The sequence below is a fragment of the Mesorhizobium sp. M1252 genome (genome assembly GCF_040318265.1).
GTDB lineage: Bacteria > Pseudomonadota > Alphaproteobacteria > Rhizobiales > Rhizobiaceae > Mesorhizobium.
In genome coordinates, this window is the sequence record NZ_JAMYLX010000006.1 from 122,148 (window position 1) to 139,797 (window position 17,650).

Sequence of the window (17,650 nt, forward strand, 5' to 3'; positions counted from 1 at the left end):
CCATGATCAGGCAGGCAGTCCTTGCTGTCGCGATATCCATGACGTCAATGCTCCTGTCCGGCCCGTTAGCGGCCGGGCAGGAAGCAATCCCTTCCGGCTACAGGGTAAAACCTTCCGACGTAGCGATCCCTGCGGATGCGAAGCTTGGCGAATATCAACGGACCACCCGTCCGTTCGAGAACTGGACGCTGATCTGCGACGAGAACCTGAAGGCGCGCCAAAAGGTCTGCAATGTCACCCAGATCATCGAGGACCAGGCAGGACAGGTTGCGTTCAGCTGGTCGCTTGCCGCCACCAAGGAAGGCAACCCCTACATGATCTTGCGCGCCCCGCCGATCGCCAAGAGCGACGCTCCTGTCTCGCTGACATTCGAGGGGCGCAAGGAGCCGATAAAAATTCAACTCGACGGATGCAATCAGGCCGTCTGCGTCGGCATGCTGCCGGTTGGTCCGATCATGCGCGAACAGATTTCGAAGGCCGCGGCATCCGTCATCTCCTTCCCGACCACGGATGGCAGGACGATCAGCGTAACCGCGACCCTCAAGGGCTTGGCCGCGGCCGTTGCGGCGATCAATTGACGAGGCAATCGCGATGAACCAGCAATCGATCCATGACCGGATAATGGCCCGCAACCAGGGAAAGGATGCTGTCCGGGTCGGCATCGAAGACCGGAGCAGACCGCAACGAAACCGCGCGAGGACCGCTGTCTTCTCGTTGCTCGCCATTGCCGTCGTCGCCACGGCCGGCTTCGCGGCCATGCGCTACGACCTGCTCCACAATCTATTGCCGCAGCCGGCGGTCGCGGAGACCAACCAGCCCAATCCGGCCCTGGCCGAGACGCCATTTCTGCAACACGCCAAAGAGGCAGGCTTGCAGTCTTGTTCCAACATTTTCCCGGCCCTTGGGCAGATGCTGACAACCGGCACGACGTACAGCGTCCAGTCGATCTGGAACAACGAGGCCCCCGACAAACACCTCGTGGAAGCCCTGGTCGGCATGAACTACGCCACACAGGGCTACAGCGGCCCGGCGGCAGGCCTGGTGTTCGCGGCACCCACCGCATCCGTTTGCGAAGGTACGATGGTCAGGGTGGCGCCATTCGCGGCCAATTGCGCCGATGTTCCGGCCCTGCTTCCGAAAGACAGCAAGCTCGCCAACAATCTTGGACAAATCAGCGTCTATGAACTGGCCAATGGAGGGGGCAACGCGATGCTGCTGCCAACCGGCAACAGCTGCGTCGTCATTTCCGTGGCCTCGGCAGCAGGAAAACAAGGAGGCGTACAATGAGGGTTAATTCCGCCATTGCGGCGGTCGGCATGCTGTTGCTTTGCGCCGGGCGGCTGGGCGCGGCGGACCTCGCCCCGGCGGCGGACGTGCCCGAGCCGCCGGCCCAGGAGGAGAGAGGCATCTGGGCGGCGATCGCCTATTCGAGCCCCGACGAGAAGCACGGCTTCTTTTGGGGCGCCGACAAGCGGCAGGAGGCGATGGACATCGCGCTGAAGCATTGCCAGAACGCCGGCGGCGGCAGCTGCGCCGTGGTCAGCGTATTCCGCAATCATCGCCATTGGGACGACGACGACAATACCGGCTTTCCCTACAAGCATTGCGGCGCCCTCGCCGTAGGCGAGAAGCCGGAAGGGCGGCTGACCAGTTGGGGCGCCGAGACGGCGCAAACACGCCGGGATGCCGAAGACCTGACACTGCAGGCGTGCGAGCGGAACGGACAAAAATGCAAGATCCGCGAGTGGGTGTGCACATGACGCATCAGAGCGAAGCAGCGGAACGCCAATCGAGGCGCATGTTTGCACTCAGCGTAGCGCCGTGCTCAAGCGGGGTCAGCCCTTTGCCGTGATGCGCATCGACGGTATGCGACACCGGCTCGAAGCAGAAGAAATCGGCATCCTGCGACGGCGAATAGAGGATGAAGACGTCGAGCAATGGCGAGGCGGTGAGCGAGATGGCGATCCTGTCCTCGGGCCGGGTGATCCTGGCGCGGCGGTCCCAGCCGTCGAAGGCGTTGTTGACCCAGCTTCGCGGCAACAGGGAGGCGTTCGAGAAATTCCACGCGGGGTAATCGGCCACCGGCGCCACGCCGACCGGCAGATGATGCTTGTCCTCCAGCCAGACCCGCGCCGCCTTCGCCTCGAGCGTCGTTCCGGCGCTGCGCGGGAACCACGGATGAAAGCCGAGCCCGTAAGGCAGGCGAATGCCGGTGCGATTCTCCACCGTGAGCGTGGCATCCAAGGCCCCGTCATGCAGCGCATAGGCGACCCGCGCCGTATATCGGTAGGGGCCGATTTCACCGGCGTCGAGGACCAGTTCTGCCTCGGTGGCGCTGTGGCTGGCAATCCGCCACTCCCTCTGGAAGCCGTCGCCATGGATTGGAAAGGCCTCCCCCGGCACGTTCGGCTCGATCGCATGGAAGCGGCCGTCGAAGGCGAAACCGCCGCCTGAGATGCGGTTCGACCAGGGAACCAGAAGCTGGCAGCCGGAGGCGCCGGTGCCATCGTCGGGGCGGAGCAGCGGCACCGTTGCGCCGCAGACCAGTGCGTCGAAGCGGGCGATCGCTGCGCCCTTTTGCGGCGCCAGGACCAGACGGGCGCGGTCGTCGCGCAGTTCCAGGAGGCCGGCCATCCCTACCAACCGCCGTCAATAGCGATATTTTGGCCGCTGATCATGTCCGAGGCGGGCTGGCTGACACTTTTCACCGCCCCCTGGACAGGCTGCCCAGAATCCCGCGCACGATCGCGCGGCCGACCGACGAGCCGACCGAGCGCACCACCGCTTTGATCGCGGCTTCGGCCACCGTCTGGCGGTTGGACGGGCGCGGCGCCGGGGCGCGGCGACCGCCTGATTGCGGCGGCGGCGGATCGTCATTGCCGAAGCCCGGAATGGTCCAGCGCGAGCGGCCAGTGTCGGCCTGCTGCGCCTGCTCGTCCTGCGCGCCCATGGCTTTCTTCTGCAGCATCTCGAAGGCCGATTCGCGGTCGATGGTCTGGTCGTACTGGCCGACGACCGGGCTCTGGTCGATCAACTTGCGGCGCTCGTCCGCTGTGATCGGGCCAAGCCTAGACGATGGCGGCCGGATCAATGTCCGCTGCACCATGGACGGCACGCCCTTGACCTCCAGCGTCGAGACCAGCGCCTCGCCGGTGCCGAGCTGGGTGATGGCGGTGGCGCAGTCGAAATCGGGATTGGGCCGGAAGGTGTCGGCGGCGGTCTTGACCGCCTGCTGCTCACGCGGCGTATAGGCGCGCAGCGCGTGCTGCACACGGTTGCCGAGCTGGGCGAGAACCTTTTCAGGGATGTCCAAAGGGTTCTGCGTGACGAAATAGACACCGACGCCTTTCGAACGGATCAAGCGAACCACCTGCTCGACGCGGTCGATCAGCACCTTCGGCGCATCGTCGAAAAGCAGATGCGCCTCGTCGAAGAAGAACACCAGCTTCGGCCTTTCGGGATCGCCGACCTCGGGCAATTCCTCGAACAGCTCCGACATCAGCCAGAGCAGGAAGGTGGCGTAGAGCCTGGGGTTCATCATCAATCTGTCGGCAGCGAGCACGCTGATGGCGCCGCGGCCGTCGCGGGTGGTGCGCATGATGTCGGCGATGCGCAAAGCCGGTTCGCCGAAGAAATGCGCCGCGCCCTGCTGTTCCAGCACCAGAAGCGTGCGCTGGATTGCGCCGACCGACGGCTTGGTGACATTGCCGTAGCGCGAGCTGATCTCGTCGGCGCGCGCTGCGATGTTGGCCAGCAGTGCTTGCAGATCCTTCATGTCGAGCAGCAGCAGGCCATCCTCATCGGCGATGCGGAAGGCGATGTTCATGATGCCTTCCTGCGCTTCGGAGAGGTTCATCAGCCGCGACAGAAGCAGCGGCCCCATTTCCGAGACGGTGGCGCGGATCGGATGGCCCTGCTCGCCGAACAGGTCCCAGAAGATGACCGGGAATTCCTGGAAGTCGTAAGGGTCGAGCTTGACCTGCTCGGCCCGCTTGACCAGGAAATCCTGCGCCTTGCCCATCATGGCAATGCCGGACAGGTCGCCCTTGATATCGGCGCAGAACACAGGCACGCCGGCATTGGAAAACCCCTCGGCCAGGATCTGCAGGCTGACTGTCTTGCCGGTGCCGGTGGCGCCGGTGATCAGGCCATGGCGGTTCCCATATTGCAGCAAGAGCTGTTCGGCGCGCTGATAGCTGTCGTCGGGCTTGCGGCTGGCGCCGAGGAAAATGCTGGTGTCGTCAGCCATATGACCATGTCTCCGCAAACTGATGTGTTAAAAGCCTGTGGCCGTGCCGCAGGGTATAGTCAGGCCATTGCGCAGCGACAATGCTATTCTCCAATTGGGCTATCCATCCAGTTGGCTATTCATCCAGATTGGGCCAATCGTCTAAATTGAACCAATCCTCCAAATCGGTTTTTGGAACTTGCGGATTTTGCCGCTGTTTGGCAATCGTTCCATGGTTCGTCCACGCAGGCTGCCCTATGTCAGGGAAGCGAATCCCAACCGCGCAAGCGCATTGCATTGCGATATCTGGCAGGGAACCGTAGACTGGACGGCTGACGCTGGTGCGGCCGCATAAAAACGAGGAACATGGATGGGCGCCGGATCCTTGACCAGGAGCATCGAACCCGCTGACGTCGAGCGCCAGCGTTGGCTGGCCTTGGCCGAAAAGGCGCTCGCCGGCGCCTCCTTCGAGGAAAAACTGGTCTCGCATACCGACGATCAGATTCGCATCGAACCGCTCTACGATCGCGCCGCCGGCGCCGAGCCGCTTGTGCGCGCCAACCCCAAATTGCCCTGGATCGTCAGCCAGCGCATTGACGATCCCGATATCGGCCGCGCCAAGGCGCAGGCCCTGGACGATGTGGCACAAGGCGCGACGGGATTGTCGCTTGTCTTCGAGGGTGCTCCGAATGCGTTCGGCTATGGCCTGCCAAGGACGGCGCAGGCGCTGGAAACGGTGCTGGATGGCGTACCGCTCAACCGCACGCAGATCCGCATCGACGCCCATCCCTGGAGCCGTGCCGTCGCCGACTGGCTGGTGGCGTTCCTGAGCAAGCGCCGCTCCGACCCGGCAAAGCTGAACCTCTCCTTCGGCATCGACCCGGCGGCAATCTTTGCCGGAACCGGCCGGCTGCGCATGTCGATCGAGGCGTTGCAGGCATCGATGCCGCAATCGCTGGCGCATTTCTTCTCGCTGGGCGTGCCGGGTGTGCTGCTGGAGGCCGACGGGCGGGTGTTCCACAATGCCGGCGCCACGGAAGCGCAGGAACTCGGCACCATGCTCGCTTCCGCCGTGTCATACCTCAGGATGTTCGAGGATGCGCGCCAGCCGCTTGTCTATGCCGCTCCCCATATCGGCTTTGCGCTGAGCGTCGACCAGGACCAGTTCCTGTCGATGGCCAAGGTCCGGGCCTTGCGCAGGCTGTGGGCGCGCATCCAGGAAACCTGTTCCATCCCGGCATCGACAGCCAACATCCATGCCGAGACGTCGTTCCGCATGATGACGGCGGCGGATCCCGAAACCAACATCCTGCGCACCACCATCGCCAGCTTTGCAGCGGCAGCAGGCGGCGCGGACTCGATCTCCATCCTGCCACACACCGTCGCCCTCGGGCTGCCGGCCGGCTTTGCCCGCCGCATCGCCCGCAATGCGCAGTTGATCATGGCCAATGAAAGCCATATCGACCATGTCGCCGACCCAGCATTTGGGTCGGGCGCAGTCGAGGCGCTGACCCTGGGCCTGTGCGAAGCGGCGTGGGAAGAGTTCCAGCGGATCGAAGCGGAAGGCGGCGTTCTGGCAAGCCTGCAGCAAGGGCATATCCAGAAGCGCGTCAAGGCAGCATCCGAGCGCCGCGCCGAGGCCTACCGGTCGGGTGAACGGGCAATCATCGGCACCACGCTTTACCCGCTGAAAAACGATGCCCCGGTCGAGACGCTGGCGGCTGAGCGGCGGCCGCCTTTCACAGAGGGCGTGGCGGTGTGCGAGGCGCTGTTTCCGGTCCGCATCGACCAGGCAATCGGAGCCGCACAGTGATCCCGGATTTCAGCCACATTGGCTGGTCGGCGCCACGGCGCGCGCCGGTCGAGGTCAAGGGCCAGCGGCTGACGCCGGAAGGTATTGCCGTCAAGCATCTCTACAGCCAGGGCGATCTCAAGGGGCTGCCGCATCTCGACACCTATCCGGGAATGCCGCCCTTCGTGCGCGGTCCCTACCCGACCATGTATGTCCAGCAGCCGTGGACGATCCGGCAATATGCCGGCTTCTCGACGGCCGAGGAATCCAACGCCTTCTACCGGCGCAATCTCGCCGCCGGCCAAAAGGGCCTTTCGGTCGCTTTCGATCTGCCCACCCATCGCGGCTATGACAGCGACCATCCGCGCGTTGCCGGCGATGTCGGCATGGCGGGCGTGGCCATCGATTCCATCCTCGACATGCGGCAATTGTTCGACGGCATTCCGCTGGGCGAGATGACGGTGTCGATGACCATGAACGGCGCGGTGCTGCCGATCATGGCGCTCTATATCGTCGCGGCCGAAGAACAGGGCGTTGCTCAGAAGGATCTCGCCGGCACCATTCAGAACGACATTCTGAAGGAGTTCATGGTCCGCAACACCTACATCTATCCGCCGAAGCCCTCGATGCGGATCGTGTCTGACATCTTCTCCTATACCTCCCAGCACATGCCGAAGTTCAATTCGATCTCGATCTCCGGCTATCACATGCAGGAGGCCGGCGCGACCGCGGACCTGGAGCTCGCCTACACCATCGCCGACGGCATCGAATATGCCCGCGCCGGCGTCGCCGCCGGGCTCGACATCGACCGTTTCGCCCCGCGGCTTTCCTTCTTCTGGGCGATCGGCATGAACTTCTTCATGGAGATCGCCAAGCTCCGCGCGGCGCGCCTGTTGTGGGCGACCCTGATGCAGAAGAATTTTGCACCGAACGACGAACGCTCGCTGTCGCTGCGCACCCATTGCCAGACCTCCGGCTGGTCGCTGACGGCGCAGGACCCCTACAACAACATCACCCGCACCATGATCGAGGCGATGGCGGCGACGCAGGGACATACCCAGTCGCTGCACACCAACTCCTTCGACGAGGCGATGGCGCTGCCGACCGACCACTCGGCGCGCATCGCCCGCAACACGCAGTTGATCCTGCAGAAGGAATCCGGCACCACCTGCATCATCGATCCGTGGGGCGGCTCGGCCTATATCGAACGGCTGACGCACGATCTGGCGGCGCGTGCGCTCGCCCATATCGAAGAGGTCGAGGCGCTTGGCGGCATGGCGGCAGCAACCGAACAGGGCATTCCAAAACTTCGCATCGAGGAAGCGGCGGCGCGCACGCAGGCGCGTATCGATTCCGGCGAGCAGATACTGGTTGGCGTAAACGCGCATCGCCCCGAGAACGAAATCGACGTCGACGTGCTGAAGATCGACAATGCCGAGGTCAAGGCCCGGCAATTGTCGAAGCTGCAGAACCTGAAAGGCACGCGCAATGTCGGCGCGGTCGAGAGCGCGCTCGATGCGCTGACCCGCGCTGCGCAGGGTAACGAAAACCTGCTGGAATTTGCCATCCGCGCCGCGCGCGCCAATGCCACGGTCGGCGAGATCTCGCTGGCGCTCGAAAAGGTCTTTGGCCGTCACGTCGCCTCGGTGCAAACGATCTCCGGCGTTTATCGCAATGCGCTTGGCGACAATCTGACGGTCGACCGATTGCTGGAGAAGCTCGAAGCTTTCGAGAAGAAGTCCGGCGGCAAGCCGCGCATCCTGGTCGCAAAGATGGGACAGGACGGCCACGACCGTGGCCAGAAGGTGATCGCCACGGCCTTCGCCGATCTCGGCTTCGACGTGACGGTCGGCGCGATGTTCCAGACACCCGACGAGATCGCCAGGCTGGCGGTGGCGCAGGACGTCCATGTCATCGGCGCCTCATCGCTGGCGGCGGGGCACCTGACGCTGATCCCCGAACTACGCGACGCGCTGAAGAAGCTCGGCCGCAGCGACATGCTGATCGTCGCCGGCGGCGTCATCCCGCCGCAGGATTACGGCGCAGTGCTGGAAGCGGGTGCCGCGGAAATCTTCCCGCCAGGGACGGTTATCCCGGAGGCTGCGGATCGGTTGCTGGACCGGCTGCTGGCGGGCTGATTGAAACAGTTGCACTGCTTATCAAAGTTGCGTTGCAATATCGGGCGCAACCTATGGTATAGCTATGAACACCATCATTCACGGACTTGAGGACGGATCGGGCGTTGTAATCCTGCCGCGGGAAACGCTCGACAGCTTGAGCCTGCAAGTGGGCGATGAACTCCAGATCATCGAAACCGACGACGGCATCATCCTAAGGCCGGTGCCGTGTGACGACGTCGAACGGCAAATACGTGCTGCTCGCGATGTCATGGCCAAGTATGAGCCCGCGTTGCGAAAGCTGGCTGTGCAAATAGGGTGAGCTGGCGTCAGGCGTCCGACAGCTTGAGGATTTCCCATTCTTTGCCGTTGACGCTTGCGACGTCGCCGACCTTCTTGCCGAACAGCGCCACGGCCATTGGCGAGACGTGTGAGATGCTGCCCTTTGAGGGGTCGGCCTCGTCCTCGCCGACTATCTTCCAGTGCACTCTCTTGCCGTCATCGCCTTCCAGCGTGACACCCATGCCGAAGCGCACCTGGTCGCTGCCCGGTTCCGGCACGGAAAGCTCGGCGCTTTCGCGGCGCGCTGTCCAGTAGCGCAGGTCGCGCGAGACAACGGCAATGCGCTCGCGATCGGCTTTTCGCTCGGCTTTCGCCAAAATGTCGCGCAGATCGGCCAGATTGTCCTCGATCATCGCCAGGCCGCGCTCCGTCACCAGATTGCGGTGTTGGCTGATCGGCCGCTCGCCGATGCCGGCAATGGCGTTTTCGCTGTCTTCCTCGCGGGTAAAAGCTCTGCTCATCGGATAAACTTAGGCCCGCTTCCGTGACTGCACAAGCCACTTGCCGGACCCGGTCATTGGCCGGACTATGGCCGAGCGGAGACCGATGCGGCTGGCCCAATTCCTGCGATCAGCCGGATGATCGCAAGGGATGTGCCGATGTTGAACAGACGAACGCTTCTGAAGGGGACGGCCGGCTTTGCCGTGCTCGGCCTTTCGGTGGGCAACGCCTTGGCGAAAACGGCGGTGCGCGGCTCGATCAACGCCGCCGAGCTTGGCGTGGAGCCGGACGCACCGGACGACCAGAGCAAGGCCTTCGCCAGGATGCTAGCCGAGGCCAGCGACCGCAACGCGCCGGTGTTCCTGCCGCCGGGCACCTATGTCGTGTCCAACCTGACCCTGCCCGCCCGCGTCAGGCTTTCGGGCGTGCCGGGCGCCTCGCGCATCCTCTATGGCGGCAATGGCCATTTGCTGACGGCCGAACAGGCCGAGCATATAGAGTTCACCGCATTGGTCTTCGACGGCGCCAACGGCGAGTTGGCCGACGATGCCCAAGGCCTGCTCGACCTGCGCCGCGTCGCCCATCTCGTCATCGACAATTGCACGATCACCGGCAGCGGCAAGCATGGGCTGGCGCTGGAGCATGCGTCGGGCCGCATCGAGCGCTCCGAGATTTCGGGGGCTGCGGACGCCGGCATCTACTCCGTCGAGGCCGCTGGCCTGGCGATATCCGACAACACCGTATCCGACTGCGGCAATGGCGGCATTCTTGTCCATCGCTGGCAGCAGGCCGAGGACGGCACGATGGTCAGCGGCAACCGCGTGCAGCGGATCGGCGCGCGCGGCGGCGGCACCGGGCAGAACGGCAATGGCATCAACGCCTTCCGTGCCGGCAATGTCTCGCTCACCGGCAACTTCGTCTCGGACTGCGCCTTCTCGGCGATCCGCGCCAACAGTTCCAGCAATCTGCAGATGACCGGCAACACGTGCTCGCGGTCGGGCGAAACGGCGCTCTATTCCGAATTCTCCTTCGAAGGCGCCATCATCGGCAACAACATCGTCGATGGTGCCGCTAACGGCATCTCGATCGTCAATTTCAACGACGGCGGCCGTATGGGTGTCTGCTCGAACAACATCGTGCGCAACCTCTCGGCCACCGGCCCCTACCCCGCCGACGCGCCGGGCTTCGGCGTCGGTATCAGCGTCGAGGCCGACACCACCGTCTCGGGCAATGTCATCGAGAACGCGCCGCTCTACGGCATGCAGATCGGCTGGGGCGCTTATATGCGCAATGTTGTGGCGACGGGAAACATCATCCGTCAGGCCGGAACCGGCATCGCCGTCACTGTGGTAGAAGGCGCTGGAAACGCCATCATTTCCGACAACGTCATCGACGGCGCCAAGAACGGCGCCATCATCGGCCAGCGCTGGGCCGAACCGGCGACCGGCGACCTCGCGCGGTCAAGCGTAAGCGGCTATGCGCATCTGACGGTTGAGCGAAACAGGGTCAGCTGAGCGCCGTCGTCGGCCGCAGCGAGCCGACCTTGGCGCCGATGCGGCTTTCGATCGGCGGATTGGCCCGCTCCAGAAGGTTCGCCTCCAGTGCGCCGTCGGCGCTGAGAAGTTTTGCCAGCACAGCGGCAATCATCACCTCGGCGGCGCGGCCGGCGCCGTCATCACATTTTAGCGCGATGCCGAGGCCAAGCTCCGGAACGGCGGCGCAATAGACACCCTCGGCGCCCGTCTTGACGAATATGCGGCCGGGCGCGGCCTGCATCAGCGCCACATCGGCCTTGCCGGTGCCGGCGACCAGGAAAGGCTCGGCCATGCAGGCAGACAGCAGGCGTTTGGCCGCCTTGGCACGCTCAGGGCCAAAGCTCGTGCCCGTCGCCATGCGGGCAAAGCCAAGGGCAAAACTTTTCAGCGGCACGGCATAGGTGGGAATCGAGCAGCCATCGGTTGCCCGGTGATCCGCATCGTGGGCAGCGCCGGTCACCGCCTGCATGGCGTCGCGCACCATCTCCTGCAAACCATGGCCTGCCTTGACGTAGCCTTGGTGGGCAATCCCCGAGTGCACGCAGGTGCAGAGAAATCCGGAATGCTTGCCCGAGCAATTGTTGTGCAGTGCGTTCGGCGAGACGCCTGTGCGGGCCAGTGCGATCGTCGCGTCGTGGCTCGACGGCCAATGCGCGCCGCATTCCAGCGCCGACTTGTCGAGCCCGGCCTTGGCCAGCATCGCCTGCGCCAGTTCGACATGCGCGGGTTCGCCCGAATGCGAAGCGCAGGCCAGCGCCAGTTCGCGGTCGCCGAAGCCGTACGCATCGGCAGCACCCGTTTCAACCAGCGGCAGCGCCTGGATCGCCTTGACCGCCGAGCGCGGAAACACCGGCCGCGCCGTATGGCCGATCTCCAGGACAGGCTTGCCGTCACCGTCGAAGATTGCGACAGCGCCGCGATGGGCGCTCTCGACGATCGCGCCGCGCAAGACTTCGACCAGAACCGGATTTGTCATCACCACCCCGAAATATACGGGCCGCTTCTACCTGATCCGGTCGAGGATGGAAACGTAGTTGGCGACGGCAGCGCCACCCATGTTGAAGATGCCGCCGAGCGTTGCCCCCAGCACCTGGATGCCGCCTGCTTCGCCGGTCAACTGCATGGCAGTCAGCACATGCATCGACACACCGGTGGCGCCGATCGGATGGCCCTTGGCCTTCAGCCCGCCCGAAGGATTGACCGGCAGCCTGCCGTCTTTTGCCGTCGTGCCGTCCAGCGCCAGCCTGGCGCCCTCGCCCGGCTTGGCTAGGCCCATCGCCTCATATTCGATCAGCTCGGCAATAGTGAAGCAGTCATGCGTCTCGATGAAGGAGAGGTCGTCGAGCGTCACGCCGGCCTTCTTCAAAGCCTGGTTCCAGGCCTGCTCGCAGCCTTCGAAGGACAGGATGTCGCGCTTCGACATCGGCAGGAAATCCTGAACATGCTCGTTGGCGCGGAACGCGACGGCGCGGCGCATCTTCAGCGCCGTCGAGGTGTCGGTGAGCACAAGAGCGGCGGCGCCATCGGAAACCAGGGAGCAGTCGGTGCGCTTCAGCGGACCGGCGACGAAGGGGTTCTTCTCGCTTTCCTGGCGGCAGAATTCGTAGCCGAAATCCTTGCGCATCTGCGCGTACGGATTGTCGACGCCGTTCTTGTGGTTCTTGGCTGCGATCATCGCCAGCGCATCCGACTGGTCGCCATAACGCTGGAAATAGGCCTGTGCGATCTTGCCGAAGACGCCGGCAAAACCGGCCGGCGTGTCGCCCTCTTCCGGCAGATAGGAAGCCTTGAGCAGGTTCTTGCCGATCTCGGGGCCGGGCGTCGTCGTCATCTGCTCGGCACCGACCACCAGCACGATGCGGGCGGCATTGGCGTCGATGGCGCGGATGCCTTGGCGGACCGCTGCCGAACCCGTGGCGCAGGCGTTCTCGACCCGCGTCGCCGGCTTGAAGCGCAGCCGGTCATCGGCCTGCAGCACCAGGCTGGCGGTAAAATCCTGAGGGGAGAAGCCGGCGTTGAAATGGCCGAGCACGATCTCGTCGACCTCGTCCGGGCCAATGCCGGCATGGTCGAGCGCGTCGACCGCGACCTTTGTGATCAGGCCCTCGAGCGTCTCGCCTTCAAGCTTGCCGAAGCGCGAATGCGCCCAGCCGACGATGCATCCGGTCATGGCAACCTCCGTTCGCCGCAAGCCTAACATGTCATAGCGCGGCATCAGCCTCTAATATTGTTCAACAGTGAACCGTTTTCCAGTCCAAGGGATGGGCCAGAGCGACACGATCGGTTGATCCGAGCGCGAGTTTTTTATTGATTGATCCGTCAATAAAAAATAATCTCTGTTTTGATCTGGATCTCCCAATGCCGAAAGTCGGAATGGAACCGTTGCGCCGCAAGGCGCTCATCGACGCGACGATCTCGGCGATCGGCGAGCGCGGCTCGCTTGATGTGACCATGTCGGAGATCGCCGGCCGTGCCGGTGTGTCCTCGGCCCTCGCCCATCATTATTTCGGCGCCAAGGACGAGCTCCTTCTGGCGACGATGCGGCACATACTGGCCGAGCTGACCATCGACATGCGGCGCGCCCTGCAATCGGCCGGCTCGCCGCGCGAACGCGTCTCGGCGGTTGTGGCCGTCAACTTCTCCGACATCCAGTTCCGACCGGAAACCATTGCCGCCTGGCTCGCCTTTTATGTCGAGGCACAGAAATCATCGGCCCTGCGCCGGCTGCTCAGGGTCTATGCGCGGCGGCTACATTCCAACCTGATGAGCGGACTGATCGGCATACTGCCGCGCAACGAAGCCGACCGCGCGGCGGAAGCAACCGCGGCGATGATCGACGGGCTGTACATCAGACGCGCGCTGAAGGACGGCGTGCCGGATGCTCAAACCGCGATCGCGCTGGTCGAAGATTATCTCGAAATCAAGCTCGGCGGGCGACAGACACAGTGACAGCCTCAGTGATATCAAGGCGACCCAACATCCTGATCGTCATGGTCGATCAGCTCAACGGCACGCTGTTTGCGGACGGGCCGGCGGACTTCCTGCATGTGCCGTATCTCAAGGCGCTGGCCGCACGCTCGGCGCGCTTCGGCAACAACTACACGGCCTCGCCGCTTTGCGCGCCGGGCCGCGCCGCCTTCATGAGCGGGCAATTGCCGTCGCGCACCCAGGTCTATGACAACGCCGCCGAATTCGCTTCCTCGATCCCGACCTATGCACATCATCTGCGCAACGCCGGCTACTACACCTGCCTGTCGGGCAAGATGCATTTCGTCGGGCCGGACCAGTTGCACGGTTTCGAGGAGCGGCTGACCACCGACATCTATCCCGCCGATTTCGGCTGGACGCCGGATTACCGCAAGCCCGGCGAGCGCATCGACTGGTGGTATCACAATCTGGGCTCGGTCACCGGCGCCGGCGTTGCCGAGATCACCAACCAGATGGAGTATGACGACGAGGTCGCCTTCCACGCGGTGCAAAAACTCTACGATCTTGCCCGCACCTCCGAGGACGAGGCCAGCCGGCCCTGGTGCCTGACGGTTTCCTTCACCCACCCGCACGACCCCTATGTCGCACGGCGGCAATATTGGGGATTCTATGAAGACTGTCCGGCGCTTGAGCCGGAGGTGGGATTCATCCCCTATGCCCATCAGGACCCGCATTCGCAACGGCTTTACCGGGCCAGCGACTACGACAGTTTCAACATCACGCCGGAGCAGATCCGCCGCTCGCGGCGCGGCTACTACGCCAACATCTCCTATCTCGACGACAAGGTCGGCGAGTTGATGTCAGTGCTGGAGCGAACGCGCATGCTGGACGACACCATCATCCTGTTCTGCTCCGACCATGGCGACATGCTTGGCGAGCGCGGCCTGTGGTTCAAGATGAATTTTTTCGAGGGCTCGGCGCGAGTACCTTTGATGATCGCCGGCAAAGGCATTCCTGCAGGGCTGGTCGAGGCGCCGGTCTCCAACCTCGACGTGACGCCGACACTGTGCGACTTCGCCGGCATCGACATCTCCGCCATCGCACCGTGGACCGACGGGCAGTCGCTGCTGCCGCTGCTTGATGGCGAGCCGCGCACCGCGCCGGTGCTGATGGAATATGCCGCCGAGGGCTCCAACGCGCCGTTGGTGGCGATCCGCGACGGCCGCTACAAATTCATCCATTGCGAGATCGACCCGCCGCTTCTGTTCGATCTCGAAGCCGATCCGCAAGAACGCACCAATCTTGCCACCGATCCGGCGCATGCCGATCTGGTGGCGGCCTTCACGGGAGCCGTGCGAGCGCGCTGGGACATGACGGCATTCGATGCCGCGGTGCGCGTCAGCCAGGCGCGGCGCTGGGTGGTTTATCCCGCGCTGCGCAACGGCACGCATTACCCCTGGGAATTCCAGCCACTGCAGAAGGCGTCGGAACGCTACATGCGCAACCACATGAACCTCGACAATCTCGAGGAACAGAAACGCTTTCCGCGAGGCGAATGATGACAATTGTCCCCTCCCTCGAGCACCTCAGACAGGCCTATGCCGTGACGTCGAAGGCGACGCAGATCACGCCTTTGCTGGAATCGACAGCCTTGGCCAACGAGACGGGTGCGGCCCGCGTCTTTATCAAGCCGGAATCGCTGCAATGGGCGGGATCGTTCAAGGTGCGCGGGGCCTATTGGCGGTTGAAGCGGCTGTCGCCGGATGAGGCCATAAAAGGCGTCGTCGCCTACTCCTCCGGCAATTTCGCGCAAGGGTTGGCGGCTGCCGGCCAGGCACTGGGCATTCCCGTCACCATCGTCATGCCGATCGACGCGCCGGCCGCCAAGCGCGATGCGACCGCAGGCTATGGCGCGCGCGTCGTGCTGACCGATCATGGCGAGCGCGCCCGTGAAGAGGTCGCAGCCGCCAAGGCCCGCGAGATTGCCGAGACCGAAGGGCTGGCGTTGCTGCATCCATTCGACGATCCGGAGATCGTTGCCGGCCAGGCCGGCGCCGGGCTCGAAGCGCTCGAACAACTCGAGGCAAAGGACGCCAGTGCCGACCTTCTGTTCTGCTCGGTCGGCGGCGGCGGACTGATCGGCGGCATGTCGCTCGCCTTCCACTATCTGTCGCCGGCAACCGAGATCATCGGCGTCGAGCCGGAAGGCTTCAACGGCATGGGTTCATCGCTAGCGCATGGCGCCATCGAGACCATGCCGATCGCGCCGAAATCGATTTGCGACGGGCTGATGTCGCGGCGGCCGGGCGACGCGCCGTTCGCGGCGGTCAAGACCGCCGGCGTGCGCGGCATCACCGTCGACGACCAATCGGTTAGGCGAGCGATGAAGATCGCCTTCGAGCGGATGAAGCTGGTGCTTGAGCCATCGGGCGCCGCCTCTCTGGCGGCGCTGCTCGGCGGCAAGGTGGATGTGGCGGGTAAAACCGTCCTGGTTGTGGCAACCGGCGGCAATGTCTCTCTCGCCGATTTTATTTCGCATATGAACGATGGGCGCATGTGAACCATGCTTGAAGCAGATTTCGTCATCATCGGCTCCGGCTCGGCCGGCTCGGCCATGGCCTACCGGCTGTCGGAAGACGGCAAGCATTCGGTCATCGTCATCGAGTTCGGCGGCACCGATATCGGGCCGCTGATCCAGATGCCGTCGGCGCTGTCGATCCCGCTCAACATGAGCCTTTACGACTGGGGCTTTGCCAGCGAACCGGAGCCGCATCTCGGCGGCCGCGTGCTGGCGACGCCACGCGGCAAGGTGATCGGCGGCTCGTCCTCGATCAACGGCATGGTCTATGTCAGGGGCCACGCACGCGACTTCGACCACTGGGCCGAACAGGGGGCGGCCGGCTGGGGCTTCGCCGACGTGCTGCCCTATTTCAAGCGCATGGAGGACAGTGACGGCGGCGAGGACGGCTGGCGCGGCCACGGCGGCCCGCTGCACGTCCAGCGTGGCCCGCGCAAGAATCCGCTCTACGGCGCCTTTGTCGAGGCCGGCCGCCAAGCCGGGTTCGAACTGACCGACGACTACAATGGCTGGAAGCAGGAAGGCTTCGGACCGATGGAGCAAACCATTCGCGGCGGCCGCCGCTGGTCGGCTGCGTCGGCCTATCTGAAGCCGGCGCTCAAGCGGCAAAATGTCAGCGTGATCAGAGGCTTCGCCCGCCGGGTGATCATCGAGAATCAGCGTGCCGTCGGAGTCGAGATCGAAGCTCACAAACAGATTCAGGTCGTTAAGGCACGACGTGAGGTGATCGTCGCCGCATCGTCGATCAATTCGCCCAAGATCCTGATGCTATCCGGTATCGGCCCGGCCGCGCATCTCACGGGGAACGGCATCCAGGTCGTGGCCGACCGGCCCGGTGTCGGCCGCAATCTGCAGGATCATATGGAGCTCTACATCCAGCAGGAATCGACCCAGCCGATCACGCTGAATTCGGTTCTCAACCCATTCTCCAAGACGCTGATCGGGGCGCAGTGGCTGTTCTTCAAGACCGGCCTCGGCGCCACCAACCATTTCGAGGCCGCGGCCTTCGTGCGCTCGCAGGCCGGTGTCGACTACCCCGATATCCAGTATCACTTCATCCCGGCGGCGGTGCGCTATGACGGCAAGGCGGCGGCGAAGGCGCATGGCTTCCAGGCGCATGTCGGGCCGATGCGGTCGAAGTCGCGCGGTTCGGTGACGCTGCGCTCGCCCGACCCGAAAGCGACGCCGGTCATCCGCTTCAACTACATGTCGCATCCAGACGACTGGACCGAGTTCCGCCACTGCATCCGGCTGACCCGCGAGATCTTCGGCCAGAAGGCTTTTGACGGCTTCCGCGGCAAGGAAATCTCGCCGGGTTCGCATGTCCAGTCGGACGAGGATCTCGACGCCTTCATCCGGGATCATGCCGAGAGCGCCTATCACCCGTGCGGCACCTGCAAGATGGGTCGGGCCGATGACATCACGAGCGTCGTCGATCCGGAGTGCCGCGTCATCGGCATCGACGGGTTGCGGGTCGCCGACTCCTCGATCTTTCCGCGCGTCACCAATGGCAATCTCAACGCGCCCTCGATCATGACCGGCGAAAAGGCCTCCGACCACATTCTCGGCCGCACGCCGCTGGCGCCATCCAACCAGGAACCCTGGATCAATCCGCGCTGGCAGGTGGCGGATCGATAGGGCATTGTCCGGCGGACTGCTCCGCAATAGCGAATACATCTGGAGAACAGC

16 protein-coding genes are annotated in these 17,650 nt (G+C 64.0%); 11 read left to right on the forward strand and 5 right to left on the reverse strand.

All coding sequences use genetic code 11. The annotated features are described in order from the left end of the window. Positions 1–2 precede the first annotated feature (2 nt). From NKH22_RS14205 to NKH22_RS14215, 3 genes are read left to right on the forward strand one after another with little or no spacing between them, the layout of a single operon-like run. Positions 3–578 carry an invasion associated locus B family protein gene (locus tag NKH22_RS14205; RefSeq protein WP_352793480.1) on the forward strand — a complete coding sequence of 192 codons (576 nt, stop codon included), beginning with the start codon at positions 3–5 and terminating at the stop codon, positions 576–578. A gap of 13 nt (positions 579–591) precedes the next feature. Next, a complete protein-coding gene (locus tag NKH22_RS14210; RefSeq protein ID WP_023735546.1) occupies positions 592–1,287 on the forward strand; it encodes a hypothetical protein in 696 nt (231 codons plus the stop codon). Next, positions 1,284–1,760 carry a DUF4189 domain-containing protein gene (locus NKH22_RS14215; protein ID WP_023684561.1) on the forward strand — a complete coding sequence of 159 codons (477 nt, stop codon included), beginning with the start codon at positions 1,284–1,286 and terminating at the stop codon, positions 1,758–1,760. Before NKH22_RS14210 ends, NKH22_RS14215 begins: the two co-directional genes overlap by 4 nt. Before the next feature lie 4 nt (positions 1,761–1,764). Here NKH22_RS14215 and NKH22_RS14220 read toward each other — a convergent pair whose 3' ends face one another. Both NKH22_RS14220 and NKH22_RS14225 read right to left on the reverse strand, forming a co-directional pair. Further along, positions 1,765–2,634 (reverse strand): aldose 1-epimerase, encoded by an 870-nt coding sequence (locus NKH22_RS14220; RefSeq protein ID WP_023705454.1) that lies wholly within the window; start codon positions 2,632–2,634, stop codon positions 1,765–1,767. Between the two features lie 70 nt (positions 2,635–2,704). After that, entirely contained in the window at positions 2,705–4,249 is a 1,545-nt protein-coding gene (locus NKH22_RS14225) for a helicase HerA-like C-terminal domain-containing protein (protein WP_352909902.1), read from the reverse strand. 349 nt (positions 4,250–4,598) lie between these two features. Between NKH22_RS14225 and NKH22_RS14230 the strand changes: the two genes are divergently transcribed. From NKH22_RS14230 to NKH22_RS14240, 3 genes are all read left to right on the forward strand, one after another. Then, a complete protein-coding gene (locus tag NKH22_RS14230) occupies positions 4,599–6,041 on the forward strand; it encodes a methylmalonyl-CoA mutase subunit beta (protein WP_352514197.1) in 1,443 nt (480 codons plus the stop codon). Beyond that, complete coding sequence (gene scpA / locus NKH22_RS14235; RefSeq protein WP_023684565.1) at positions 6,038–8,158, forward strand: methylmalonyl-CoA mutase; 2,121 nt, start codon at positions 6,038–6,040, stop codon at positions 8,156–8,158. The genes NKH22_RS14230 and scpA overlap by 4 nt, the downstream gene beginning before the upstream one ends. Positions 8,159–8,222: 64 nt before the next feature. After that, positions 8,223–8,459 (forward strand): AbrB/MazE/SpoVT family DNA-binding domain-containing protein, encoded by a 237-nt coding sequence (locus NKH22_RS14240; protein WP_023702219.1) that lies wholly within the window; start codon positions 8,223–8,225, stop codon positions 8,457–8,459. A 7-nt stretch (positions 8,460–8,466) separates the two neighbouring features. Here the strand turns inward: NKH22_RS14240 and greA are convergent, their stop codons facing one another. Further along, positions 8,467–8,940, reverse strand: coding sequence for a transcription elongation factor GreA (gene greA / locus NKH22_RS14245; protein WP_023702220.1), 474 nt, complete (start codon positions 8,938–8,940; stop codon positions 8,467–8,469). Positions 8,941–9,078: 138 nt separating this feature from the next. Between greA and NKH22_RS14250 the strand changes: the two genes are divergently transcribed. Beyond that, positions 9,079–10,434, forward strand: coding sequence for a TIGR03808 family TAT-translocated repetitive protein (locus tag NKH22_RS14250; protein ID WP_023749711.1), 1,356 nt, complete (start codon positions 9,079–9,081; stop codon positions 10,432–10,434). On the opposite strand, the gene NKH22_RS14255 is transcribed toward NKH22_RS14250, so the two are convergent. Together NKH22_RS14255 and NKH22_RS14260 are read right to left on the reverse strand one after the other, a co-directional pair. Beyond that, positions 10,427–11,431 carry an asparaginase gene (locus tag NKH22_RS14255; protein WP_023702222.1) on the reverse strand — a complete coding sequence of 335 codons (1,005 nt, stop codon included), beginning with the start codon at positions 11,429–11,431 and terminating at the stop codon, positions 10,427–10,429. The two genes, NKH22_RS14250 and NKH22_RS14255, sit on opposite strands and share 8 nt — an antisense overlap. Positions 11,432–11,458: 27 nt before the next feature. Then, a complete protein-coding gene (locus NKH22_RS14260; protein WP_023821050.1) occupies positions 11,459–12,625 on the reverse strand; it encodes an acetyl-CoA acetyltransferase in 1,167 nt (388 codons plus the stop codon). A gap of 188 nt (positions 12,626–12,813) precedes the next feature. Between NKH22_RS14260 and betI the strand changes: the two genes are divergently transcribed. Genes betI through betA form a run of 4 tightly spaced genes read left to right on the forward strand, consistent with a single transcriptional unit; the run spans position 12,814 to position 17,599 of the window. Beyond that, a complete protein-coding gene (gene betI, locus NKH22_RS14265) occupies positions 12,814–13,404 on the forward strand; it encodes a choline-binding transcriptional repressor BetI (protein ID WP_023821049.1) in 591 nt (196 codons plus the stop codon). A gap of 8 nt (positions 13,405–13,412) precedes the next feature. After that, positions 13,413–14,942, forward strand: a complete 1,530-nt coding sequence (betC, locus tag NKH22_RS14270; protein WP_352910008.1) for a choline-sulfatase — start codon at positions 13,413–13,415, stop codon at positions 14,940–14,942. After that, positions 14,939–15,943: a threonine/serine dehydratase family protein gene (locus NKH22_RS14275; RefSeq protein ID WP_023821047.1), complete on the forward strand. Its 1,005-nt coding sequence runs from the start codon at positions 14,939–14,941 to the stop codon at positions 15,941–15,943. The genes betC and NKH22_RS14275 overlap by 4 nt, the downstream gene beginning before the upstream one ends. Positions 15,944–15,946: 3 nt before the next feature. Next, on the forward strand, positions 15,947–17,599 hold the full coding sequence (gene betA, locus NKH22_RS14280; RefSeq protein WP_023709829.1) for a choline dehydrogenase: 1,653 nt from the start codon (positions 15,947–15,949) through the stop codon (positions 17,597–17,599). The last annotated feature ends 51 nt before the right edge of the window (positions 17,600–17,650 follow it).